We start from the raw sequence: 24,860 nt of genomic DNA on the forward strand, positions 1-24,860 counted from the left end.
AGCTAGACAAAGAAAAGCGGAGAAGTGCGTTAAGGAGTTTGCAACAGTGAGCCGTGTCATTCATTTACTCGAAACGAAGTTTCGAGTGACACTGCGAACAGTTGCCAAACTCCTGCACTTCGCAGCTAGACAAAGAAAAGCGGAGAAGTGCGTTAAGGAGTTTGCAACAGTGAGCTGTGTCGTTCATTTACTGCTACACTCTGAACAATTACGTTTTACGACACTCTCTTTACAATAAAAAAATCGAGGTGAAATCATGCTATTCCTACCAAAAAATGACGGAGAATTTGACAAGGCAATTCGTCGGTTGAAAGAAGAATATCTTGGGCAAAAAAATACAGGAGCCAACGATGAACAAGCGTTTGACATCTTGAGCGAAAAATATAGTCGCACCTCTAGCAAATTGGAAAAATTGTTAAAAACAAAACAAGGACGTAGAAAAATCAAGCGAGAATTTTGTCGCATGGAAAATAAACGCATTGAGCGAGAACTAGAGGGTAGAGCCAACGAGGCTCAAGAAATCGAAGAAAAATTTGCCCTGTGGAAATGTCTCTACTCAGACAAATCAGACAAGAAAGAGTAGCGAGGTGATGAAAATTGCATATTGTAACCATAGTCATTGCCTTCTTCAGCGTTTTGATTATCAGCAACTTAACGCACAGAGTGTTCCCACGACTGCCATTGCCAATGATTCAAATCGTTTTAGGGGTGTTGATAGGAACACTTCAGCCAGATTTGATGATGAGGTTAGACACGGAAGTTTTTCTAGCACTCGTTGTTGCACCACTCCTATTTCGTGACGGACAACTAGCGGACATTACAAGCATTTTAAAACATAGGTATTTAGTTGTCTACCTTGCGTTTGGTGTGGTTTTTATCACCGTATTCTCACTAGGTTTCGCCTTAAAAGCAATGTTACCCGTTGTTCCGCTTGCCGCTTGTTTTGCAGTAGGGGCAAGTTTGGGACCGACAGATGTTATCGCAGCAGGGAGTGTTACCAATCGTCTGGAGTTTCCCAAGCGTGTCAGCAACATCATCAAAGGCGAGGGGTTAATCAATGATGCCAGCGGTTTGATTGCCTTTCAGTTTTCGATTTTACTCCTTACAACAGGCGAATTTTCGCTAAAAAGTGCGACACTTGCAGTGTTGTTCTCTGCGATTGGCGGAGGAGCAGTCGGTGTTTTACTTGCAGTATTGAATTATCTTATCATTGGTTTTTTGGAAGAACTAGATGCAAAGGACGTTCGAGGCTACTTGATTGCTGAGCTATTTCTCCCGTTTATTTCATTTTTTGTCGCAGAAAAATTCCATGTTTCAGGTATTATCGCAGCGGTTATCGCAGGAGTTTTGCAGGCAAGTAGATTTAAAAAAATCACCTTATTTGATGCTCAAGTCGATACGGTGACAGGAACTGTTTGGGATACGGTCAATTTTTCAATGGATGCGTTAGTATTTTTGCTCTTAGGAATCGAGCTACGTCATGTTTTCGCACCCGCATGGCTCAATCCAGAGTATTCTAACATTCAGTTGATTGTGACGATTTTAGGCTTAACCGTTCTACTATTTTTGACAAGAGGGATTTGTCTATCTTTTTACTATTTTCTTATTAGCAAGCGGAGAAAGCAAAAATTTTCACGTTATACAAATGATATTCTGTTAATCACATTCTCAGGTGTAAAAGGGACTGTTTCGATAGCAACCGTTCTTTTGACGCCAACGCTTTTAGCCTCAAGTCAAGCGTTTAAGGAAAGACCTCTTGTGTTATTTGTCTCAAGCGGTGTTACACTTTTGAGCTTTATGATTGGGATTTTATTCTTGCCACTTTTAGCACCTGAAAAAGAAGTAAAAAAAGATCATTTATTAGAAATTGCTTTGCTAGAAGATGTCGTGTTGCAACTGGAAAATGAAGTAAGAACGCTCAAAAATAAACGTGCTTTGAATGCCGTTATTGACAACTACCGCAGTCGAATACAGGAGCTAGTAGTAGATAGCGAAGGCGAGGACATTAAACAAGATTTTCAAGAGTTAAGGCTGATGATTTTGAAAATCGAGCAGGACGGACTAGAAGAGGCGTATCGGCGAAAAGAAGTGGACGAGGAAAGTTATGACTTGTACTTGCGTTTTACTCGCAGAATGGAACGTGTGATTGTGCATCGATTTGTCTCAGGACTAGATTTTCAGATGTTTATTTTCAAACGGTTTTTCCACTCACTTTTCCACCGAGTAATTGATTGGCAAAAAGGAACTAAGCGGAAAAATATTTCTGCTAGAACGCTAAGCCATGAGCAAAGAAAAGCAATGCGTAGCGTGTTTTATGTTAACACCGAACGCATTTTACAATCTCTTGAAAACTTAGAGGGAATCTTTGATTCTAAACTTCTGGACTTTCTTCAACAAGAGAGGATTCGTCAAGCCGAACTTTTACATGAGCGACACTTTATCGACCGTGTCATTCAACAAAGTCGCCCGACAAATACCGAAGAGATGATGCGAGGATATTATTTAGAGAGAAAGTTTATCTTTGAGTACGAAGAGTTAGGACTTTTGAAAAAAAGACAAGCTCAAGAGTTAAGGAGAAATGTCAATACGTTAGAGAGTTACTCGCTAAAAGAAAATTATTCACAATTGCCGTATGAGTTCTTTGAGTATTTGAGGAATAATGAATGAGAAAAACAACAAGTTTGCGAACTTTGAATTGGCGAGCTTGTTGTTTTTTAGTTTTTTTGTCTAGCTACGAGGGGCAGGAGTTTGGCAACTGTTCGCAGTGCCGCTCGAAACTTGCGTTTTGATGCTAGTCTTTCAAGAATCTTTGATTCTTAGAAAGACTGTATGCGAAACGAAGTGTAGCAGCAAGTAAACGGCACGGCTCACTGTTGCAAACTCCTGAACGCCCCACTTCGCTTTTCAGTGTCTAGCTGCGAGGGGCAGAGGTCTGGTCGCTGTTCGCAACAGCACTGGAAACTTCGTTTCCAGCAAGTAAATGCTGTGGCTCACTGCGACAGCCCTCAGACCGCCCCACTTCGCTTTTCAGTGTCTAGCTGCGAAGTGCTGAAGTCTGGTGGCTGTTCGCAATGTCACCTGAAGCTCTGCTTCAGGCAAGTAAATGCCATGGCTCGCTGCCACAGACTTCAAAACGCACTTCTTCGCTTTTCTGTTTCTAGCTGCGAGGGGCAGGAGTTTGGTCGCTGTTCGCAATGCCACCTGAAGCTTTGCTTCAGGCAAGTAAATGTCATGCCTCACTGCGACAAACTCCTGAACGCCCCTCTTCGCTTTTCTGTTTCCTATTTTTTATTCGATACAATCACTGTTTCAAATTCAAATTCTTCTGGAATGTGTTTGGCAATTGAAAACTCGAATACTCGGCTGTTGTCAAGAGAGGCTACTTGGTCTACTTGTAACAAGAAACTATTGCTTTTCAAATGTAATTCCTTTTTTTCAAAGTCATCAGGACGAACACCTGTAATTTTTACGACAGCACTATGCACCATTAGCCGTAAATCACGTTGAATGTAGTTGTAAATCGACGTTTCCACATGGCTCATTTGCAAATTGGGAATTAAATCCAGTGGCATAAAGGTGTACTCAATAATAGAAGGAATGCCACGAATAATTCGAAGTCGTGTAATGGCATAAATGAAATCCCCTGCTTGAATGGAGAGTTTTGCGGCAATTTTTTCATCTGCACGTTCCACTTCAAACTTTAACACTTTTGTTTTGACTTCGCCTTCGGAAAATTGGTTGAACGTACCACTTAGATGATTGTGCTGAGCAACGTCCATTTTTTTCCAATCCTTGACATAACTTCCGTCTCCTCGCCTGCGAACGATAATCCCGTCTAGTACAAGGCGATCCATTGCCTTTTTGATTGTGAGCATACTAACATGGAATAACTCTGCAAGTTCCCGCCCATTCGGCAACTGCTCATTGATTGCATATTTTTCATTAAAAATTTCTTCTTTTAGCGTTTCATAAACAACTAAATATTTCATTTGTGTAGACATAGTTTTCACACTTTCATTTATAGTTTATTAGAGATAAGATATTGATATTGTTTTATTTTCAATACTAAATACTTTTACGAACTCCTTTTTACTATTATAGAATGAAATGGAAAAGAAAACCATGATTAGCTCTTGTTTTAATAAAAAGCTAAATTTAGATTTAGAGGACTTATATGACAACAATCACGTTTACATAATATGATGTTCGGTATTGGTGACAGTAAAATCTCCCTTATCATAGCGATGCCTTGTTTGAGAATATTCAAAAGGAGTACCGTCTGTCAGATAAACAATTTGATCCACTTCTAAAACGGGGTCATTTTCAGCACAATCAATAAATTTTTGGTCGTAAGCATCAGATTTATCTGCTCGGATTCGCCTAACAGAAGCTCCGATTGTTAATTTTAGCTCGTTAGTAATATGAGCATAAATAGAAGAATTTAATATTTTTTCATTAATTCCCGGAATGACATAGACAGGCATGATCGTATATTCCAATAAAAAAGGTTCATTATTTAAAAGTCTCAATCGAATAATATCATAAACGGGATCATTTTTTTCAACTTTCAATTTATTTTGCTCGATTTCATCTGGGAAACGAACTTCAAATGAGATAATTTTGCTACTAATTTTTCCCAAGTCAGCATATTTCCTTGTTACTCCTATATATTCTTGAACCTTGTTGTCATAAAGAGAAGTTTGTTCCGCTACAAAAGTTCCAATTCCTTTTTTTCCGAAAATGACTCCTTCAAATTGCAAGAGGTGTAAGGCTTTTTGGATTGTTACACGACTGGTAGAATATTGTTTTGCTAATTCAATCTGCTTAGGTAGCATATCTCCTTGCTTATAGAGACCACGAATAATTTTAGCTCGAATGTCATCTGCTATTTTTTGGTAAAAGCTCATAGAATCTTCCTTTCGTTTATTGTTCGTACTCAATAATAGTACAAAAAAACAAATATGTAAACATAAGCGTTTTCATTTGAGCAGTTTTTCCAAAGTATGAGTTTACATATTAGGAAAAATCGGTTATTCTTTCTCTGTAAACGTTTACTAACAATTTCCGAGGTGAATAAAATGAAGAATGACAAATTTTTTTGGGGAAATTCTGTTTCCAGTATGCAAACGGAAGGTGGTTGGAACGAGGGTGGAAAATCCTTGTCGGTGTACGATGTAAGAGAGGCAACGGAAAATGCGAGTGACTGGCATTTTGCTAATGACAACTATCACCACTACGAAGAAGATTTTGATTACATGAAAGAAATGGGCATGAATATGTATCGTTTTCAAATTTCGTGGTCAAGAGTCGTTCGTGATGGCGATGGTGAATTTAACGAGGAGGGAATTGAATATTATAATCAATTCATAGATGCTTTAATCGAAAGAGGCATTGAACCAATGATTTGCTTGTATCATTTTGATATGCCACTACATTTGGCAGAGAAATACAATGGTTTTATTCATAAAAAAGTTTTGGATGCATTTGTACGATTTGGTAAAAAAATGGTCGATTGCTTTGCACATAAGGTAAAATATTGGATTACGTTTAATGAGCAAAATCTTTACCATGTGCCAGAAGTTTTTAAAATAAGTGGATATTTAAAAGGAGAAGAAACAGCAGGAGAATTGTATCAAATTGCACACAATGTAATGGTAGCTCATGCATCAATTTGTAATTATATACACAAAAATACAGATGCCAAGATTGGCGGTATGCTGGCATATAGTGAAGTCTATCCTGCAACTTGTAAGCCAGAGGATATTCTTGCTGCACGAAAATGGGATGAATTTGTCAATTTTACTCTTTTAGATTGCTATACCAAAGGCAAATATTCAGCTGAAATGATGCGTTTTGTAAAAAATGAAAACATTGATATGAAAATTTTAGACGGGGAGCTTGAAGAAATTTCTAATATAACGAGTGACTTTTTAAGTTTCAGCTACTACGCCTCTACTACGGTCAATTCAGAAAAAATACCTGAGGGGATTGCACCTAATTTTTATCTAAGTCATGGAGGGCAAAAAAATCCGCACATTGAATCGACAGAATGGGGTTGGCAAATTGATTCATTAGGATTTAGAGATGTGCTAAACAAACTTTATCAAAGGTATCAACTTCCAATTTTTCCTATTGAAAATGGAATTGGTGTGCAAGAAGAATGGAATGGTAAGGATATGATTGAAGATGATTATCGAATTGACTATCATCGCAATCATTTAATTGCAATGTATGATGCGATGTATAAAGACGGAGTTGAGGTAATTGGCTATTTAGGTTGGGGCTTGATTGATATTTTAAGCTCTCAAGGCGATATGAGAAAGCGATATGGGGCAGTATTTGTCAATAGAACAAATCATGATTTGCGAGATATGAAGCGAGTGCCGAAAAAAAGTTTTTATTGGTTTAAGGAAGTCATTTCTTCAAATGGGCAAAATTTATTGCAAAAATAGAAAGGGTTAGAATCATGGAAAAGAAAAATAGTGGAATGCAGGGTGCTTTTGACAAATTTACAGCGTTTTCAGTGAAGGTTGGGAATCAAGTTCATCTGAGATCGCTTCGAGATGCTTTTACCACCATTATGCCTATGTTTATCATGGCAGGGCTTGCGGTTTTAATCAATAATGTTATTTTTCCTTGGATTTTAAAAGGGGAGGCATTGAGCAAATTTCAGGTGTTTGGCAATGTTATTACCAATGGAACGCTCAACGTTGCAGCACTGCTCATTGCTCCAATGATTGGTTATTTTCTAGCAAAAAATAAAAAATTTAAAAATCCAATTTCAGCAACCGTCGTTGCAACAACCTGTCTTATTTTGATGATGAGTATCAATCACGTCGTTACCCCAAACGACATGGATGAAACGGTTACTATATCAAATGTGCTACTATTTAAGGATACAGGTACTCAAGGAATGTTTGCTGGGATTATTATTGGTTTACTTGCAACAGAAATATTTATCCGATTAGCAACGATGAAGCGATTGCAAATTAATTTAGGCGAACAGGTTCCCCCTTCTGTAAGCCAAAGTTTTGCTTCGTTGATTCCAATGATTATTGTAGTGTGTTTTTTTGCAATCTTATCGGCAGTTCTGATTTCAGTTTTTGAAACAGATTTAATAACGCTTATTTCAACTGTTATTCAAGAACCGCTAAGAAAAGTTAATGCCTCGCTTTTAGGATATATATTGATTTTTTCTACGGGGAATTTCTTATTCACATTAGGGATTCACCAAACGGTTTTGTACGGCTCACTACTAGAACCTATCCTATTAGTAAATATGAATGAAAACATGAGTGCAGTAAACGCAGGAAAAGTAGCACCGAACATTATCAATAGTGCCTTTACCACTGTTTACTCTCAAATGGGCGGAACAGGTGGAACGATTTCTTTGATTTTAGCAGTTTTAATTTTTATCAAATATAAACCGTATAGAGATGTAGTAAATCTTTCCATTGCTCCCGGAATTTTTGAAATCAATGAGCCAATTATTTTTGGTTTGCCAATTGTGTTCAACATTCCAATGATGATTCCATTTGTGTTAAGCCCAGTAATTGGAGCATTAGTTGGCTATTTTGCTACGGCTGTCGGATTTGTGAAACCTTTAGCCTATATGATTCCGTGGACGACTCCACCAGTTTTAAGTGGATTTTTAGCAAGTGGCGGTGATTGGAAAGTGGCATTTCTACAAGTTCTCATTATTGTAGCAACAATGTTTTTCTATCTACCATTTTTAAAAATCTCACAGCGTGTATCTCAAAAACAAGCTGAAGAATTAAATGCTTAGCTAAAACTTAAAAAGCACGCAACTAAGAAGAACTTGCGTGCTTTTTACATTATCTTCGTGCCGAGCGAGCCATACGGACATAAGTATGACGTTTTCCACGAACGGCAATGGAAAGTGTTTGGATTGCCTCTGGGGTAGCCATTCCAGCAACTCCAGCATCTCCTAGACCGTAGACATCTACACCCGCACGTTTTGCTGAAAGTGCGATTGAACGGATCGTATCTGTGTCAGAGCCTTCTTGGCTCGTGCTGATTGTGGCAGAAACCAACGCTCCAGCTTTTTGCAAGGAAATTGCCACCTCTGCTAAGAGTGCCTCACTTACACCGGGAACAGTTGCAGGTGCGGGCAATACAATCAAATCCGCTCCCGCCTTTGCATAAGCAAGCAAATCTTCCTTGTTTAATTGACTTGCGTGTGCGATAACAGGATTGACAAAGAGAAATCCTGCGTATTGTTTTCGCACTTCTTGGATTTCTTTTAAAATGCGTTGGGCAGTTACTTCTGGTTTTTGATAGCCAGTTAAAGCGAGAAAATCAGGTTTCATTGCAAGAGCTTGTTGAATGGAAGAGGCAGTTGCTCGTTTGCTATCAATTCCGTCATCAGTAATTTCCAAATTAATCCCCACTGCGACACCTGTTAATTCACGTAAAGTTTCAACAGGAGATTTTCCTTGTACTTCGGGCAAACTTGCGATTTTTCCTGTTGAGACATCAAAGCCCTTTAGTAAAATCAAATCTGCACCGAAAGCTGTTGCCAATTCTCCTGAAGTTACTTCGGGAAATAAAGAGGGCGTTTCTGCGGCTACTTCTGCTAAAATAACACGTCCCTCGCTTGCTTTGATTGCTTGCTTTAATTCAAGTGGTGTTTCTTTCTTTCCAAAATCAGATGCTACGCAGGCTAAAATTCTATTCATAATGTCTCCTTCTACGATTAAACTTCTTTTTCCAATTTATAAACGCTAGGACTAGAGGAAGTAAATCCATTTTCTAAAATTTCGATATTTGTTAGAGCTTCTTTCTTGGTAACGACAGGTTTTGCGTTGTTCACAAGTGTATCGTAAACGGCATCGTAAAATCGTCCGTAATCTCCAAGCGGCGTTTTAATTTGTTTTTCAATCCAATCGCCATTGGCATTTTTGTATTTTGCTACACCGTAATACATAGGAGAATCTTCACCAAATCCAGCAGCGTCAGGCATAATGCCAGCTTTCAAATCATTTTCCTGCTGATCTTCGCCGTATTTAATAAACGAACCATTTGTGCCATGCACGATAAAACGAGGATAGACGCTTGCCACGATATGATTGGTTTTCAGCTTGACTTTCATTTGGTGGCTAAAATGAAGATCTACGTCAAAATAATTGTCCACTGCACCGTTTACTTCGTTATTGCGAATGTCGTAGGCGACCATTTCTGGACGACCGAACAAGCCAATCATTCGATCCATTGTGTGAATCCCTAGACCGTAAAAACTTCCTTCTTCTTTTGGCCCGTTATGCGTAATGCTATTTGGACGGTAGTAATCAATATGCGTTTCCACCTCTAAAATATCACCCAAAAATCCTTGTTCCACGACTTGTTTGACTGCTAGAAAATCTCCGTCAAATCGTCTATTTTGGTAAGGAGTAATCAACACGCCTTTTTCTTCCGCTAATTCAAAAAGTTCCTTAGCATGAGCGAGTGTATCGGCAAATGGTTTTTCCACAATTACAGATTTTCCTGCTAAAATGACTTGTTTGGCAAGTTCATAATGTGTATGTGCAGGTGTGCAAATTGTCACAAGTTGAATTTCTTGGTCATTTAACAGTACGTTGATGTCCGTTGTGAAATTTACCCCTTTCTCTTTATAAGGTTTTGCCAAATCTTCATTGATTTTGAGATCGAAAATAGTTTTCACCTCAAAGTTTTTACGCAATGAAACATAAGGTAAATGGTAACGATTGGCAGATTTTCCAAATCCGATAAATCCTAATTTAATTGTCATGAGTTTTTCTCCGTTTTCCTTCATTTAATAGTGAGATGTAGGAGTTCGTTAATTGTTTTCAATATGGAGACCTCTAAAAACTCGCATTTCCCCAGAATTGCTAGTTTTGGCTTAATCGTAGTTTTTAAAGGTACCCATATCACAAACTCCTGAGGATATCTCACACTTTTTGAGTATAGTTTTTTTGGGTAAAATTTCTGCAAAGGCAATGAAATTTTGCTATGCAGTATAGCTTTATTTAAGCATTTGCAGCACGGTGATTTTTCACAAGTGTCAAAGCACGTTTTAGAACGGCAGCACCGTTGATACGTCCGAAATCTTCGGCACTAATTGCCTCGACAGGCACACGATTGTTCAATCGCTCTTGAATTTTCCCTTCAAGAAAAGCGATTTGTGGCCCAAGCATTACAACGTCCGCCTCTTCACTTTCCGTGTCAACACGTGGTTCACTTACAGCCCAAATTTTGACTTTCAAACTGTTTTTATCCGCTACTTCTTGCATTTTTTTCACTAAAAAACTAGTGGACATTCCTTCGTTACAGCATAATAAAATATTTACCATTGTAATCTTCCTTTCAGTTTGTGGTTTTTGAATGCTATCCTAAGCATATGGGGACCTCTAAAAACTCGCACTTATCCTAAATTGCTAGTTTTCCGATTTTCTTCGTCAATCTCCTCAACCTTGTCTAGCTACGAAGTGCAGGAGTTTGGCAACTGTTCGCAGTGTCGCTCGAAACTAAAGTTTCGAGTAAATAAACGACACGGCTCACTGTTGCAAACTCCTTAACGCACTTCTTCGCTTTTCTATGAACCACATAGCTTTCGTCGATTTCCTCGAAAATAAGAAAAACTAGCTAATTTAGTTTTAAGCGGAGTTTTTAGAGGTACCCATATAGCAATTCAATAATTGTTTGAAATAAAACCTACTTTTACATAAATTCAGCGAAGTCACTAAAGTCATCACTGTCAGTTGTGCTTGTGATTTCTTTTTCATTTTCCATGTTCTTTCCAAGAGCTTTGTCAAATGCACTCGTGTTTACTTCCGTATCATCTGTCATGGAAGATTCATGTGCCTTGAGGAATGGAATATAAATCACGACCATAAAGGCAATTAAAAATAGTTGTAAAATAGAGTTACGAATATCTCCGCCGCTTGCGATATAGCCATTGATAAGAGGTGGCGTTGACCAAGGAACGTAGACGACAATTTTACTGACCAAACCAATTGCAGTTGCAAAATAAGCGATAGCAAATGAGAGTAATGGCCCAAAGATGAATGGAATCATGATTACAGGATTCATTACGACAGGGAAACCGTAAATCACAGGCTCGTTGATATTGAAAATCTCCAGTGGTCCTGCAAGTTTTGCGAATTGACGATTGGATTTTTTCCGACTGACAAGGAAAATTGCGATAATCAACGCAATGGTTGAACCCGTTCCTCCGATATGTCCGTACAAATCACGGAATGGTAACACGATAATGTTTGGAATATCCGTACCATTTTTAAAAGCCTCAGTATTTTGATTCATCGCTGCCAAAAGAGGTGGCTCTAAAATCGGGTTGACAATCCCGCTCGGGTGAATCCCAAGAGAGAAAAGCGTATTGGTAACAAAACAAAGCACTAAAAATCCCGGTAAACTTGTTGTTAAATGGAGCATTGGTGCTTGAATCACTTTATTAATTAATTCATGCACGTCCATTTTTGTCAGTTGATGAACAGCAAATGAGCCAAAACCAAAGACAATCAGCGTAATCATAATTGCCAAAAGTGCGTTAAAACTTTGTGCGACTGCTGGAGGAATCCCGCCAGTAAGTTTGATTTTCAATTTTTCTTGACGACTTAAAAAGATAAACAATTCTGTTGAAAGAAGTGCTGAGAGAATAGAGGTGAATACACCTGCTGTCCCGAGTAAATCAAACGGCACGATACTAGCAACTTCAACAGCTTTTTCCGCCCCATTCGGAGTTACGGCATTCACAATTGGTACGAAAATGAAAATCACCGCCAGCGTGATAACCGAGCAATAAATCGGATTTTCATAATGTTTATTTTTTGCCAAACTGTATGAAATCAATACACCAATGAGCAAGGAATAACAAGAAAGCGAACCGTTGATAATTTTGCTCCCAAGCTCTTGCCATGTTGCAAGCAAAGCGTCATTGTGAACGAGTCCAGCAATATACCCAGTTTCTGGTGCGATGATAACATAGTTGATTAAGATGAATACACCAGCAAGTACCAAAAAAGGTACGGTTTGAACAAATCCATCACGTAGTGAACGGAAATGGACTTGCGAGCCCATTTTCTGAGCAAAATTACTGATTACATCTAAGATTTTTGTCTTTTTCTTCATTTTAAATGAACCTCCTTGATTTTATCCTTCGGAAATTTTGTGAAGTTTTTCGTACATTTTCACCATCTGCTCAGCCATATCTTTCAATAAAGAAGTGGTCATAAGTTGATCTTCAGCGTGCATAAAAAGCAAACCAAGTTCTACTTTTTCGCCATTTGCCTCTTTTTGAATAAGCCCGAAATGACTTTCGTGAGCTTTGACGAGTGATTGATTACTCTCTTGGAGTAATTTATTCGCCTCCTCAAAATGCCCTTCTGCTGCTTCATTCATTGCCAACATAATTTTTGAGCGACCCTCTCCAATTGCAGCAATCATCTGGAATGAAATTTGTTCCATGCCTTCCATTTTCTTGTAGCCCCTTTCTTTTTCTAGCGGTGAGGAGTGGGAGTTTGTTCGCTGTTTGCAAAACGAAAGTTTTCAGCAATAGCTCACTGCGACAAACTTCTAAACACCTCGATCACTTTCCGTTTTTTATCAATCTGAAACGTTTACAATACATATTATATAGATTTATTTTAAAAAGTATATAGTTTTAACGAAGTGTAATATAAAAGTAAAGAAAATGAAATATTTAAAGTGGGAATAAAAAAGAATGCGTTCAAGAGTTTGAAGGCATTCTTTTTTGATTTAGTAGTATTTACATTCGTCTTACCCATTTCAATCGTATAGCTGACAATAATACTAATAGAAAGATGTAACAACAAAGCACACCCACACCGTTTTCAAAGGTTAATTCATTATTTTTTAGCGGGGCAAAGAAAGTTTCTCCACGAGTAAGAATGGTCGAGAAATTCATGTACGAAAACGGAAGAATGACGGCTAATTTCCCCAAAAGCCCGTCGCTTGGCAATTGATATTGTGACAGTGCAACAAGTCCTAATAAAATCCCTAGATTTACTAGAATATTTCCAGAGTAAAGTTGGATGAAAAAACTTAGAATAGATAGGAACAAGAGAATAAGCAATAATAGACACATTTCTTTTAAAACAAATGTTTGAGCAGTCATGACCTCGACAGTTTGCCCGTCTGGAGTGACGACAATGGGATATTTCCAACTACCTGTGCCATTTTTCGCCATTGCAATAATATAATTAAGCAAAAAACTCACAAGCACAAGAAGAGAGGTCAAACTCGTAAAAAGTAGGAACTTTGTAATGGAGATACGTTTTAGCGATACAGGAATGACGTTCAAAAAATCAATTGTCTTTCTTCGTTTTTCCAGCGAATAGGCATAAGACAAAATTAAGCTCACCACTAGAAAAATCGGCATATATGGTCGCATGGAGGACATCAGATAATTCACTGCAGGCATAACAGCTGTATCATCAGATACTTTGAGCAATTTATTTTTCACTAAATACTCCAATTTGGCGACTAGCAGTTTTTGCTCAACGAGAGTAGGACCACTTATACTTCCATTCTCTACGCCTTTTAAGGTAAAGGTTTCTTTTGCGAGTTCAGCTTTTAACGCTTCAGTTAAATCGTTGTTCTTGATTTTAGACAAAAGCATTTCATTAAGTTTAAGCTCCTCTGCAATATTTTCTGCTACATGAGGCGGAAGGTCACCAGCGTCTAAAATTTCCTTTTGCATTTCAATAGAGCCTTCTAGTGCATAAAGGTACCCTTTATCGAAGTTTTCGTCAGGTGTTAAAAGAAATTGCGGGGCAATGGTAATGCCGAGAAATATCAAAAACAAGACGATAATTGCTTTTTCCTTAAAGAAATTTCTTAGTTCAAAAAAAGAGTAAGTCATTCTATTTCCTCCTCGTAAAAATCATTATACGTTTCTTGCAAATCTATCTCTTGTGAATGAAAAACGGAAAATTGTTTCTCTTTTATATAAATCGCTTTATCACAAACTTCTGCGAGATTGACCAAGTTATGAGAAGAAAAAAGAATGGTTTTCCCTTCGTTTTTTAGTCTTTTCAAAAAATTCGATACCAATTTCACACTTGTAGGGTCAAGAGAGTTCATTGGTTCGTCCAAGAGAAGAACGCTTGCTCCGCTCGCAGCGTATAAAGCGATGAGTAGATGTTGTTTCATTCCGAGTGAAAGTGTTTTGATTTTTTTGTTTTGATAGTCGCCCATTCGCAATTCTCGGATAATTCCACTCAAATCAGCACTACTTCCCCAGATTTTCTTGACATATTGCAAATGCTCCATGACAGTCAAATGAATATACAAATTTTCAGACGAGGGAAGAAAAAAGATACTTTTCAAATATTTTTCTCGATTTTCCTTGTATTTTCTCCCGTCAATTAGAATTTCTCCTTGTTTAGAAGTTAACAAATTTATGATTAACTTAATAAAAGTCGTTTTTCCCGTTCCGTTTGGAGCGATTAATCCTGTAATCGTGCCTTCATCAAGAGTCAGCGAGGCATTCTTTAGGATTTCTTTTTCCTTATAGAAAAAAGAGAGATTGTTGATACTTAATTTTGCCATAGTTTCTCCTCCGTGGGTTGTAAATAATAATGTCTTGGTGGGCAACCATAATAAGCGTGAAACGCATTGTAAAAATTTGCACTAGACTCATAGCCAACTTTGAGGGCAATTTCGTCAATTGAATACTTCGTATCACGTAGCAATCGCCTTGCGTAGTGCATTCTCATTTCTTGATAAAATTTAAAAAACGTTGTATTTAAGTGTTCTTTAAACCGTCTTTGAATCGTTCTCTCGCTAAGGTGAAATTTCTTTTCTAAATCATTTAACGTGTGGGAAATAGAGAAATCTTCCTGTAAATACTCAATTATTTCTTTTAAATCTTGTTCACCTTTGACAAATAAACAAGAGAGAATTTCTTGGTGCAAATCATGATATTTACTCTCCACTAAATGCAAACTGAGATGTGGCAACTTTTCCAAATGCTTTTCCGTTATGCCCAAACGATACATCGTTGCGTTCGTTCGATAAGCTCCTACGGCAATCCGTATCATTTTTGACGGAAATTCCATTAAACAATAGGTTAATCCTAGAGAATCATGAAATAGATCAAAAGTTTTTCCTAAAAATGTATTTTTAAGAATAATTGACTGCTCTCTTTCTTCATATTCGGCAAGATCTCCCATATTTTTTTCCCGCATTTTTTCAAAATGTACCTCAAATAAAGCCGAGATAGAATGTTCTTCCAAGAAACATTTTACAAAATCTCCTTGTTTTTTATCTAAAAGAATTTCTTGAGTTTCAGTATCGGTCACTTGAAGAAATGGAAATTCTTTTTTTCTTAAAGATTGTAGCAGTATCTCTCTTTCCATGTAAATCCCTCCCATTTTTTCGTAAAAATAATTATATTCGGATATTTGTATCTTTTCTTTTACAAATATAGTTTACATTTTTGTACTTTATTTTTCAAATCAAAATGGAATCAAGTGACAAATTGTCAGAATACAATAGAAAACTTGTCGTGATATGATATGTTCACGTTGTAAAAAGTATGCTATACTCAATGAGAGTATGTATGTTGTCAAAAATGATAACGGTAACAATTAAAGGGCGCCTCTAAAAACTCCGCTTAAGACTAAATTAGCTAGTTTTTCGATTATCGAGGAAATCGACGAAAGCTATGTGGTTCATAGAAAAGCGAAGAAGTGCGTTAAGGAGTTTGCAACAGTGAGCCGTGTCGTTTATTTACTCGAAACTTTAGTTTCGAGCGACACTGCGAACAGTTGCCAAACTCCTGCACTTCGGAGCTAGACAAGGTTGAGGAGATTGACGAAGAAAATCGGAAAACTAGCAATTTAGGATAAGTGCGAGTTTTTAGAGGTGCCCTAAAGAATATAGGGAGGGTCAATCAATGAAATTGATGAAAAAAGTATTACTCATTGCATTAGGGGTGTTAACTCTTGCGGGGTGTTCCAATGAGAAAAAAGCAACCAAAGAGCCAACAAAAAATACTACGGAAAAAACAGAGTTAAAAGCGAAAACGAAAAAGGAATATGTTTCTTATTTGACTGCGATTGATAAAAGTAAAGTGCACTCGGAGAACTCGGAGTTTAGCATGCTAATAAATGTAGAGAATCCAAAGGAATTAGCAGAGGACAATACAAATATTTTTATCGCTCGTGTGGTTTCCTTAGATAAGGCGGAAGTTCGCCCAAATTCTCAAGGAAATACTTTTCCAAATACGGTAGGAAAGTTAGAAATTTTGAAGAATTTAAAAGGAAAAGCCACTGGAATGGTTGAGTTTGCGAGATTTGGAGGAATTATCGAGGAAAAAGAGCGGTACAAAAACGATTTTCCAGAGGCAATCGAAAAAGCCAATGAGCTTAGAGCAAAAGAAGGGAAAGGCCCTGTCGAGGAGAGTAATGAGCTAGTTGAGATGAAAAAATCGGGCGATATTTATTTAACTGCAGGAGAGGTGTATTTATTTTACGCAAATTGGGATAGCGAGTGGAAAAAATATACATTAAATGGTTTTGAATATGGTGCATTAAAATTAGAAGATGAGCAACAGCCAATTGACGAAGTAAAAATGGGGGAAGATGAAATTGGGAAAACGTGGGAAGTGAAGAACGAGGGAACGGGTCAACAAGAGAATTTGGATGGTTATTTAGAAAAAATTGGTGTCGTGGTAAAAGAGAAGTAAAGTATGAGTGGTTTTAGAGCTTTCGTTTGAGTTGAATTTTCTAAGTGTGATTTTTATAGAGTTAACAAACTATAAAACGAATATCTTTAAGAAATTATTTAGATGATTTATTGACGAGAGAACACAGAAATAATGTAGTGGTTGTAAAATGTTTCAAAAATAGAAAACATTTAATTTTATAGAATCAAAAAATTAGATAAAGAAACGGGTGGGAATATGGAGAGATTAAAAAGAGTTGTTGTGTGGGTGTGTGTGATAATTTCTGTTATTCTAGTAGAATATGTGAACGCATTATCTCCAAAACCTACTCAACCTGTTTTAGTCGCACAGGTGCATGGACAAAATTATGGTTGGGCAAATAAAGATAGGGGAGGAACCGTGACTGTTGGTACGACAGGGAAATCGCTTAGGTTAGAGGCGATAAGAGTTTGGGTTGAAGGGAGGGGGATTGGCGTAGTTTACCAAACACATCTTGCTGGCATAGGTTGGGTTACTGCAACAGGCGATGGAAAGATGTCTGGGACAACAGGACAGGGAAGAAGATTAGAGGCGATTGCTTTTAATTTTACAGGCAGTCATGCAGGGAGTGCTTATGACATTCAATATCGAGCACATGTTGCTGGAATTGGTTGGCAAGGTTGGCGAAGCGGAGGAGAAGTAGCAGGAACGACGGGGAAAAGTCGAGCGATCGAGGCATTGCAAATAAGAGTAATTGAGAGAAAAACGCCAGATTTGGGTTCGAAATTAGCAGATGGGATAAGAAGAGTGGACTATTATATAGATAGTTCAGCAACACAATTTGTTAATCGCATCAATGGAGCAGTTCATAATTGGATGTACACAGGTTGGGATAATCCCCTTTATATGGAACGATTGTATCACAATCAAGGAAGCGATATAGATATTTATAGCGTGCCGTATGTCTTTCCGAATCGACCGAATGTAGTTGGAGTGACAGGTTTTTATGACAATCAAAACAGACAAATTATTAATTATAGGAATCCGAATTCTAGACACGATTATTCAATAATTTGGATGTCAAGTGCACATCAAAACATGGAATATTTTGATGCAGCGATTAAACATGAGTTAGGACATGCTTTTGGAATGGATCATTCAAAGAATTTATGGAGCATTATGTATGAAAATCAGTCAATGCAAGTCCGCTCTGTACAAAAAGTAGATAGCGATAAATTAATCGACCTTTATGGTTGGGATTGGTAAGGGGAAAACATCATGAAAAAAATAATTTTATTCTTAATTGCTATCACATTGCTTACTGCTTGTGGCGAAAAAAATAAGCAAGATAAATCAGAAAGTAGCAACTCTCAAAACAACGAGCCACGATATTATAGCTATTTAGATGATATTGATGTCTCCAATGTTGAAAGGCTTTTAACGAAAGGATTTTCTTCTATTGATGAAAGTGATCCAAAAACTTTGAATGAGGCATATGAGTATATTTTTCTAGCAAGAGTTCTTTCCATAGACGGAGCGGTTAATCGTTTTAATCAAGCGGAACAAGCTTCCACGATTGGAAAACTGGAAATTTTGGAAAATATTAAAGGAAACACACCGAAAATTATCCCTTTTGAACGGTATGGCGGTTATATTAAGGTGAAAGATTATTATAAAGGCAGTTCGGAGAGTCTTTTGGAGAAAGTAAATCGAAATAGAAAAGTCAAAGTACAAGATGATGAGAGTTATATAGAAGTACTTTTTTCAGAAAATGGAAATGATATTCATTTAAAAGCTGGGGCGGTTTATTTGATGTATGCGTATTATAATACATATATCAAAGAGGAACCAATGTATGCGATTCAAGGAGGGCAATATGGCTCGCTTTCTCTACAAGCAACTGAGGAATCAATTACTCAAGTTATGAAACAAGTCACACGAAGTGCGAGCGAGGGGGTTGTTATTGGAAAAACATGGAAAGTGAAGAACGAAAGTGACGGAACGAAACAAAATTTGGGAGATTATTTGAAAAATATAGGGATTAAAGTAATAGAGAGATAAGGACGCTTGCACTCCCACAATGACGGTATTCAAATTTTAGATAGAGGAAAACCCTTGAAACTTATTTTTTTCAAGGGTTTTCGTTTTTTAATTGTCCGACCACAAAAATTCCGCTACCAGTTTATCAACTGCTGTGTTTTCATGGAGTTTGCTATGCTGAGCGTTTCCGCCAGTGAAAATTTTTTCATTAGTAGGATTGCCGTTTTGTTTGAACAAATGCACCATGCTCAAAGCATCAGCTAGAGGTACGGCACCGTCGCCAGCAGTATCATCGTTTTTATCACCTGCGATGAAAAGTGTTTTGATAGTTGGTGAAATGTTTTGCATTTGACTTTCATACTCAAGGTAACGCTGGCTTTTTTCCATAGGACCTTGATTTAAGACGTTTTGAATGGTTTCATTTGGTGAAAGGTCAACAAAACTATTGAAAGGCGAGGCGATTGCCACGAACTTTTCAACGGTGGGCAGACTGTGATTTTCAGTGCTTGTCAACAGTAATCGCAGACTGCTCACACCACCCATAGAATGACCGACTAAGTTGACTTTTTCGACTTTGTATTTTTCCTTTAGGAAAAGAAGGGCATTTTCAATCCATTGTGCTTGGCTAAATTCATCACTTTTATTATTTTGAAAAAGAATTTGCACGAGTGGATTGTTTTGTGTCGGTTTCGCATAGGATACTTCATGTATTTCTCCATTTTCATCCACCGTTAAAACAAGCGATTTTTCTGCAATCGAAGAAGTTTCCAAGCGATCAATCATGCCGCCAAACGACCCTTTCCCACCACTATATCCATGAATAAATAAAGTGGGCGTGCTAGTTTTTTTGACGTTTTCCACCGTCACTTTTCTCGTACAGGCGACAAGTAGAGTCAATAGGGCAATGAGTGCGATAAAAATTTTTTTCATCATATCCTCCCAAGAATGAGTTTGAGTTAGTATTAATATAGCACGCGTTTTTTTATTCGTCTAGTGGTATGGAAAAAGTGAGAATAGCTTTATGAAATTCTATCTATAACAAAAGCGGGAACTAAGCAGAAAAAACAAAAAAACCGCAGAAACCCCATTTTCTCAAATGCTGATTTCATGCGATTTTTTTATTATGGGCACCTCTAAAAACTCCGCTTAAGACTAAATTAGCTAGTTTTTAGATTTTCGAGGAAATCGGAAAACTAGCTAATTTAGGATAAGTGCGAGTTTTTAGAGGTGCCCTTATTCATTTAGGCTGGATTTCAGCCTTTCATTCAATTCTTAAAGTCTTGCACGCAATTCTTCGCCAAGTTTTTCATAACCCGGTTTGCCGAGGAGGGCGAACATATTTTGTTTATATGCTTCAACTCCCGGTTGGTCGAATGGGTTAATGGCATTTAAATAGCCAGAAATTGCAATGGCAATTTCAAAGAAATAGATAAGTTGACCAAGTGTTTCTTCATCTTGACGTTCAAGATTGATGATGAAGTTTGGCACTCCGCCGTCAGTATGAGCTAAAAGGACACCGTCAGCTGCTGTTTTGTTTACATAATCCAAATCTTTCCCTTGGATATAACCAAGACCGTCTAAATCATCTTCAAAACTTGGAATAATTACATTGGCACGTGGATTGTTGAATTTCAAGACTGTTTCAAACAAGTTGCGGTTTCCTTCTTGGATAAACTGACCAAGAGAGTGCAAATCAGTTGAAAAATGAGCACTTGACGGATAAATGCCTTTTCCGTCTTTTCCTTCAGATTCACCAGCAAGTTGTTTCCACCATTCTGCAAAATAAAGGAGCGTTGGCTCATAGTCTACCATGATTTCTGTTGTGAAACCTTTGCGGTATAAAATGTTACGCAAAGCAGCATATTGGTATGCCTCATTTTCTTTTAGGCAACTAGAACTATAAAGCTCTACCCCTTTTGCAGCACCTTGCATTAATTTTTCAATATCAATGCCACTTACAGCGATTGGCAAAAGTCCAACAGGAGTTAAAACAGTGAAACGTCCACCAACAGAATCAGGAATTACAAATGTTTCCCAGCCGGCAGCATCTGCTTCTTGTTTTACCGCCCCTTTTGCTTGGTCGGTTGTTGCATAAATACGTTTGTTTGCTTCGTCTGCTCCGTATTTTTCAATCAAAAGATTTTTGAATACACGGAAAGCAATCGCAGGTTCCGTTGTAGTACCAGATTTTGAAATGACGTTGACAGAAAAATCTTTGTCTTTTACATACTCTACCATGTCGGCAAGATAGTTTGGAGAAAGTGAGTTTCCAGCGTAAATAATTTGTGGAATCCCTTCTTCTTTGACAAATGGCAAGCTAGATTTCAAAAATTCGATTGCCGCACGAGCCCCAAGATAGCTACCGCCGATTCCGATGACGACTAAAACTTCAGAGTCACCTTGGATTTTTTTCGCAGCAGCTTGAATGCGTGCAAATTCTTCTTTGTCGTAGTCGTTTGGTAAGTTAATCCAACCTGTCATTTCGTTTCCTTGACCAGTTCCTTCACGCAAAGCAGTATCAGATGCAGATACGTGCATTTGCATATACTCAAGTTCGTGTGACTTGATAAAAGGTGCCGTTTTTGAAAAATCAAATGTTACGTTACTCATGATTGCCTCCATATTTTAGAGTAGAGAGCTACCCTTATTTTTTAATATTGTACCAATAAAAATCAGATTTTGCACTTGTTAATTTACGATTTTTCATTTTTTATTTTGTTTCGCTCCTCTTTCCAATGGAGTATTTTTTCTGCCGTCCAAGATAAATACTGAAAAGCGAACGGTAGAGCAAAAGCAATTGGTGCATAGAAAAATAGATGTTCATTGAAAATGTTGCCGTAAGGTTTCGGGAATAATTTCAATGGATATTTCTCAAAAATAAAATCTGCCAGCCAAGAATTTTCTGGAATGAGTGGCACTTTTTGGAACAAGATGAGAGCGGCGATATAGCTTGTTATCAGTAAAACGAACAAAGCAATCAGCCATTTATTTAAGGGACGTGCCATTTTTGTCATGACAGTAAAACCGATAATTCCAATCATCAAAATACAAGTCGTCGCCACTTCTATGGTGGCTAAGTCAAATATTTGCTTGATAACGTGCAAGTACACGACGCTTAGTACAACGATTGTTGCAGCTGGAACGGAATTTTCTAGCACATTCCGCAAAAATTTCCCAGTCGGTTTGCGATAATTGACTCTTAGGGCGAGGAAAAAGGTTGGAATCCCTACCGTTAGTGAGTTTATCGGCCCCATTTGTGCAGGAGAAAACGGATAAACGCTCCCCATTGCACTAAATAAAAGCGTAAGCATAAAGGAGTAAATCGTCTTGACCAAGTACATACAAGCAACAATTTCAATGTTATTAATTACTCGCCGTCCCTCGTTTAGCACGTCAACCATGGTGGAAAAATCAGAGTCGAGCAAGACAAATTCACTTGCACCACGAGCGGCATCACTTCCCTCGACCATGGCGATACTACAATCACTCTCTTTCATGGCAAGAACGTCATTGACACCGTCGCCAGTCATGCACGTAATATGCCCATTTTTCTTCAAAGCACGAATGAGATTCCGCTTTTGATACGGTGAAACACGACCGAAAACCGTGTATTCTTTGACCAATTCGGAAAAATCATCTTCCTCGGGATAATTACTCATGTCCACAAAATATTGTGCATTTTCAATTTCTGCTTTTTGAGCGATTGTACTAACTGTTTGCGGGTCGTCACCAGAAATAACTTTGAGCAACACACTTTGTTCCTTGAAAAAGCGGAAAGTGTCGGGTGCCTCTTTGCGAATGTTGTCGGATAAAATAACAAGACCGAAAAATTCCAGATTTTCAGGCAAATGATTTTCCGTGCCAAAAGGCAAAGGGCTATGTCCAATCGCTAACACACGAAATCCTTTTTCCGTGAAACGAGCGACACGCTTTAGAATGTCCTCTCTTTCTTTTGGAAAAATAAAGCTCGGGGCTCCTAAGATGAAACTGCCACGACTGCCAAAATTTGCTCCACTCCATTTTCTATCGGAAGAAAATGGTATTTTTTGCTCGACATTCCATGTAACTTCCGTGCCAAATTCTTTTGCTAAAGCTGTTGCGGTTGCATTTTCATCTTGCAGCGTGCCAAGAAGATTTTGCAAAATCTTTACAGCCTCTTCGGTTGAAAATGTTTTTTCAAGCTCGAAATATTCAAATTTGAGCGTGCCGTCTGTAATTGTCCCTGTTTTGTCAAGGCAAAGGACGTCAATGCGTGCGAGTGTTTCGATACTTGGAAGGGATTGCACCAGCACTTTTTGTCTGGCGAGTTTGACGGCACTTACAGTCAACGTTACACTTGTCAGCAAAATCAAACCTTCTGGTATCATACCCAAAATTGCACTCGTTGCTCCGACAATGGAATCTGAAAAATCGCCCGTTTTCGTGTAGGAACGGTAAATGAGCAATAAGCCAAGAGGGACAATCGCAATAGAGAGCACTTTGATAATCGTGTTGAGCGTTTTGACAAGCGGAGCTGTCGGATTTTTTTGTTGTTTTGCCTCAATTGTCAACTTCGTGGCATAATTTTCTTCGCCAACAGAAGTTACTCGCACAAATGCTTTTCCAGAAGTGACAATGCTCCCAGAAAGAACTTTGTCGCCCGCCTTTTTTTTAATATGGTCGCTTTCTCCAGTCAACATAGACTCGTCTACTTCAAGGGTGCCACTTCCAATAATCACGCTATCCGCAATGATTTGATTGCCAGCGGAGATGAGTAAAATGTCATCACGCACGACCTCATGCTGTTCTAGCTTGACACTTTCACCGTTGCGAATGGCATTGACGGGATTTTGAGATAAAATCGCCAAACGGTCAAGTGTTTTCTTAGAACGCCACTCTTGGATAATGCCAATGAGCGAATTAATGACGGCTAACATGAAAAACCAACATTCTTGATAGCGTTGCAAAATAAAGAGAATAACGAGCAACACCACGTTGATAAGATTGAACAAGGTGAAAATATTGTTGCGTAAAATTTGTGAAACCGTAATAGAAGAATTGTCTTCGCAAGTATTGACGAGACCAAGCGTTACTCGTTCTTGGACTTGTTCATGAGACAACCCGATGTGTTCATCGACTTCAAGAGGCGGAAGTGTTACTTTTTCTATCTTTTTTCTTTTTTTTACCATAAAATTTCCTCCCAAAAATTTTAGAGGTACCCATATTTAGAGACGCTCTTTAAATAACCTAATTCAATCATAACTGAAAGGATTAAAAAAAAGAATTATTTCTAATGAAATTTTTTGGAAGTTTTTGGTGGAAAATGGTTGATTTTGATTGAAAAGGGTGTTATGATACTTGTAAAGCGATTCCAGAAAACCTAGAGATAAAGAAAGTGGTGAGGAAAAAATGCTTATTGAAGAGCGGAAAAAAATAATTTTAGAGCAATTAGAACGTGAAGAAATCGTGAAAACAAGCGATTTGATTGTGGTACTAAATTCTTCTGAGTCAAGTGTTAGGCGGGATTTAGCATTGCTTGAAGAAGAAGGGTTGCTAAGACGGATACATGGTGGGGCAAAAAAAATCACACCCTTAAACTATGAGTCGAACATGGAAGAAAAATCATCCAAAAACGTTCAAAAGAAAAAAGACATTGCCAATTTTGCTTTAAGTTTTCTTAAAGAGAATGACGTGGTATTCATTGATGCAGGGAGTACGACACATTTTTTAGTCAAAAAAATAGCCGAGACGTTGCCGAAAATTCAAGTGGTCACCAATTCCATTCATCATGCGGTGATTTTAGCAGAGGTGGGGATTCCTGTTACGATTTTAGGTGGGCAAGTCAAATTGACGACAGATGCGGTAGTAGGTGCAACAGCAAGCCAACAAATTTCACAGTATCAGCTCAATGTAAGTTTTCTTGGAATAAATGGTATAGATGAAAAATTTGGCTACACGACACCTGATCCAGAAGAGGCGAGCATTAAGCAACAAATCATTCAGCAAAGCCAGAAAACATACGTCTTAGCTGATGAAACGAAGTTTGAAAATGTTGCATTTGTACGTGTGGCAAAGCTAGAGGCGGCAGAAATCTTGACGGATCGCATTAGTAATGAGATGAAAGAAAAAATAGAAAAAGAAACGAAAGTTTATACTTTATTAAATTAGAGGTACC

General features: G+C 37.9%; 25 protein-coding genes. 10 read left to right on the plus strand and 15 right to left on the minus strand.

Going from position 1 to position 24,860, the window contains the following annotated elements:
* The 3 genes from B5D30_RS13130 to B5D30_RS03600 all read left to right on the plus strand — a co-directional run.
* Positions 1 to 238: hypothetical protein (locus B5D30_RS13130; RefSeq protein ID WP_159443190.1), on the plus strand; the 238-nt coding region annotated here is incomplete at its 5' end.
* Positions 239 to 256: 18 nt separating this feature from the next.
* On the plus strand, positions 257 to 583 hold the full coding sequence (locus tag B5D30_RS03595) for a hypothetical protein (protein WP_078806677.1): 327 nt from the start codon (positions 257 to 259) through the stop codon (positions 581 to 583).
* 14 nt (positions 584 to 597) lie between these two features.
* Positions 598 to 2,667 (plus strand): cation:proton antiporter, encoded by a 2,070-nt coding sequence (locus B5D30_RS03600; RefSeq protein ID WP_078806678.1) that lies wholly within the window; start codon positions 598 to 600, stop codon positions 2,665 to 2,667.
* A 360-nt stretch (positions 2,668 to 3,027) separates the two neighbouring features.
* On the opposite strand, the gene B5D30_RS03605 is transcribed toward B5D30_RS03600, so the two are convergent.
* From B5D30_RS03605 to B5D30_RS03615, 3 genes are all read right to left on the minus strand, one after another.
* On the minus strand, positions 3,028 to 3,240 hold the full coding sequence (locus tag B5D30_RS03605) for a hypothetical protein (RefSeq protein WP_078806679.1): 213 nt from the start codon (positions 3,238 to 3,240) through the stop codon (positions 3,028 to 3,030).
* A gap of 41 nt (positions 3,241 to 3,281) precedes the next feature.
* Positions 3,282 to 4,001: a GntR family transcriptional regulator gene (locus B5D30_RS03610; RefSeq protein WP_078806680.1), complete on the minus strand. Its 720-nt coding sequence runs from the start codon at positions 3,999 to 4,001 to the stop codon at positions 3,282 to 3,284.
* A gap of 189 nt (positions 4,002 to 4,190) precedes the next feature.
* On the minus strand, positions 4,191 to 4,907 hold the full coding sequence (locus B5D30_RS03615) for a GntR family transcriptional regulator (RefSeq protein WP_078806681.1): 717 nt from the start codon (positions 4,905 to 4,907) through the stop codon (positions 4,191 to 4,193).
* A 171-nt stretch (positions 4,908 to 5,078) separates the two neighbouring features.
* Between B5D30_RS03615 and B5D30_RS03620 the strand changes: the two genes are divergently transcribed.
* Positions 5,079 to 6,452 (plus strand): glycoside hydrolase family 1 protein, encoded by a 1,374-nt coding sequence (locus B5D30_RS03620; protein WP_078806682.1) that lies wholly within the window; start codon positions 5,079 to 5,081, stop codon positions 6,450 to 6,452.
* A gap of 14 nt (positions 6,453 to 6,466) precedes the next feature.
* A complete protein-coding gene (locus B5D30_RS03625) occupies positions 6,467 to 7,786 on the plus strand; it encodes a PTS sugar transporter subunit IIC (RefSeq protein WP_078806683.1) in 1,320 nt (439 codons plus the stop codon).
* A 49-nt stretch (positions 7,787 to 7,835) separates the two neighbouring features.
* Here B5D30_RS03625 and B5D30_RS03630 read toward each other — a convergent pair whose 3' ends face one another.
* The 9 genes from B5D30_RS03630 to B5D30_RS03665 form a co-directional block, all read right to left on the minus strand.
* Positions 7,836 to 8,699: a DUF7916 family protein gene (locus B5D30_RS03630; protein ID WP_078806684.1), complete on the minus strand. Its 864-nt coding sequence runs from the start codon at positions 8,697 to 8,699 to the stop codon at positions 7,836 to 7,838.
* A 17-nt stretch (positions 8,700 to 8,716) separates the two neighbouring features.
* Positions 8,717 to 9,769 carry an oxidoreductase gene (locus B5D30_RS03635; protein ID WP_078806685.1) on the minus strand — a complete coding sequence of 351 codons (1,053 nt, stop codon included), beginning with the start codon at positions 9,767 to 9,769 and terminating at the stop codon, positions 8,717 to 8,719.
* 238 nt (positions 9,770 to 10,007) lie between these two features.
* Positions 10,008 to 10,331: a PTS sugar transporter subunit IIB gene (locus B5D30_RS03640; RefSeq protein ID WP_078806686.1), complete on the minus strand. Its 324-nt coding sequence runs from the start codon at positions 10,329 to 10,331 to the stop codon at positions 10,008 to 10,010.
* A 124-nt stretch (positions 10,332 to 10,455) separates the two neighbouring features.
* On the minus strand, positions 10,456 to 10,584 hold the full coding sequence (locus B5D30_RS14240) for a hypothetical protein (RefSeq protein ID WP_268802094.1): 129 nt from the start codon (positions 10,582 to 10,584) through the stop codon (positions 10,456 to 10,458).
* A gap of 114 nt (positions 10,585 to 10,698) precedes the next feature.
* Complete coding sequence (locus tag B5D30_RS03645; RefSeq protein WP_078806687.1) at positions 10,699 to 12,126, minus strand: PTS sugar transporter subunit IIC; 1,428 nt, start codon at positions 12,124 to 12,126, stop codon at positions 10,699 to 10,701.
* A gap of 21 nt (positions 12,127 to 12,147) precedes the next feature.
* Complete coding sequence (locus B5D30_RS03650) at positions 12,148 to 12,471, minus strand: PTS sugar transporter subunit IIA (RefSeq protein WP_078806688.1); 324 nt, start codon at positions 12,469 to 12,471, stop codon at positions 12,148 to 12,150.
* A 292-nt stretch (positions 12,472 to 12,763) separates the two neighbouring features.
* Positions 12,764 to 13,879 (minus strand): hypothetical protein, encoded by a 1,116-nt coding sequence (locus tag B5D30_RS03655; protein ID WP_078806689.1) that lies wholly within the window; start codon positions 13,877 to 13,879, stop codon positions 12,764 to 12,766.
* Positions 13,876 to 14,568: an ABC transporter ATP-binding protein gene (locus tag B5D30_RS03660; RefSeq protein WP_078806690.1), complete on the minus strand. Its 693-nt coding sequence runs from the start codon at positions 14,566 to 14,568 to the stop codon at positions 13,876 to 13,878. Before B5D30_RS03660 ends, B5D30_RS03655 begins: the two co-directional genes overlap by 4 nt.
* Positions 14,556 to 15,377 (minus strand): helix-turn-helix domain-containing protein, encoded by an 822-nt coding sequence (locus B5D30_RS03665; RefSeq protein ID WP_159443191.1) that lies wholly within the window; start codon positions 15,375 to 15,377, stop codon positions 14,556 to 14,558. Before B5D30_RS03665 ends, B5D30_RS03660 begins: the two co-directional genes overlap by 13 nt.
* Positions 15,378 to 15,687: 310 nt before the next feature.
* Between B5D30_RS03665 and B5D30_RS14245 the strand changes: the two genes are divergently transcribed.
* The 4 genes from B5D30_RS14245 (at position 15,688) to B5D30_RS03680 (ending at position 18,727) form a co-directional block, all read left to right on the plus strand.
* On the plus strand, positions 15,688 to 15,816 hold the full coding sequence (locus B5D30_RS14245) for a hypothetical protein (RefSeq protein WP_268802094.1): 129 nt from the start codon (positions 15,688 to 15,690) through the stop codon (positions 15,814 to 15,816).
* 100 nt (positions 15,817 to 15,916) lie between these two features.
* Entirely contained in the window at positions 15,917 to 16,708 is a 792-nt protein-coding gene (locus B5D30_RS03670; RefSeq protein ID WP_078806692.1) for an outer membrane protein assembly factor BamD, read from the plus strand.
* A 216-nt stretch (positions 16,709 to 16,924) separates the two neighbouring features.
* Positions 16,925 to 17,932 carry a matrixin family metalloprotease gene (locus B5D30_RS03675; protein WP_078806693.1) on the plus strand — a complete coding sequence of 336 codons (1,008 nt, stop codon included), beginning with the start codon at positions 16,925 to 16,927 and terminating at the stop codon, positions 17,930 to 17,932.
* Between the two features lie 12 nt (positions 17,933 to 17,944).
* Positions 17,945 to 18,727, plus strand: coding sequence for a membrane lipoprotein lipid attachment site-containing protein (locus B5D30_RS03680; RefSeq protein WP_078806694.1), 783 nt, complete (start codon positions 17,945 to 17,947; stop codon positions 18,725 to 18,727).
* 87 nt (positions 18,728 to 18,814) lie between these two features.
* Here the strand turns inward: B5D30_RS03680 and B5D30_RS03685 are convergent, their stop codons facing one another.
* From B5D30_RS03685 to B5D30_RS03695, 3 genes are all read right to left on the minus strand, one after another.
* Positions 18,815 to 19,636: an alpha/beta hydrolase gene (locus tag B5D30_RS03685; RefSeq protein WP_234984616.1), complete on the minus strand. Its 822-nt coding sequence runs from the start codon at positions 19,634 to 19,636 to the stop codon at positions 18,815 to 18,817.
* A 342-nt stretch (positions 19,637 to 19,978) separates the two neighbouring features.
* Entirely contained in the window at positions 19,979 to 21,316 is a 1,338-nt protein-coding gene (locus tag B5D30_RS03690; protein ID WP_078806696.1) for a glucose-6-phosphate isomerase, read from the minus strand.
* A gap of 83 nt (positions 21,317 to 21,399) precedes the next feature.
* The gene (locus B5D30_RS03695; protein ID WP_078806697.1) at positions 21,400 to 23,874 is read right to left on the minus strand and encodes an HAD-IC family P-type ATPase; all 2,475 of its coding nucleotides are present in this window, start codon (positions 23,872 to 23,874) and stop codon (positions 21,400 to 21,402) included.
* A gap of 220 nt (positions 23,875 to 24,094) precedes the next feature.
* Here B5D30_RS03695 and B5D30_RS03700 point away from each other — a divergent pair, with 220 nt between their 5' ends.
* Positions 24,095 to 24,853: a DeoR/GlpR family DNA-binding transcription regulator gene (locus B5D30_RS03700; RefSeq protein ID WP_078806698.1), complete on the plus strand. Its 759-nt coding sequence runs from the start codon at positions 24,095 to 24,097 to the stop codon at positions 24,851 to 24,853.
* The last annotated feature ends 7 nt before the right edge of the window (positions 24,854 to 24,860 follow it).

It is taken from the genome of Pilibacter termitis (assembly GCF_900167335.1).
Taxonomy (GTDB): domain Bacteria; phylum Bacillota; class Bacilli; order Lactobacillales; family Streptococcaceae; genus Pilibacter; species Pilibacter termitis.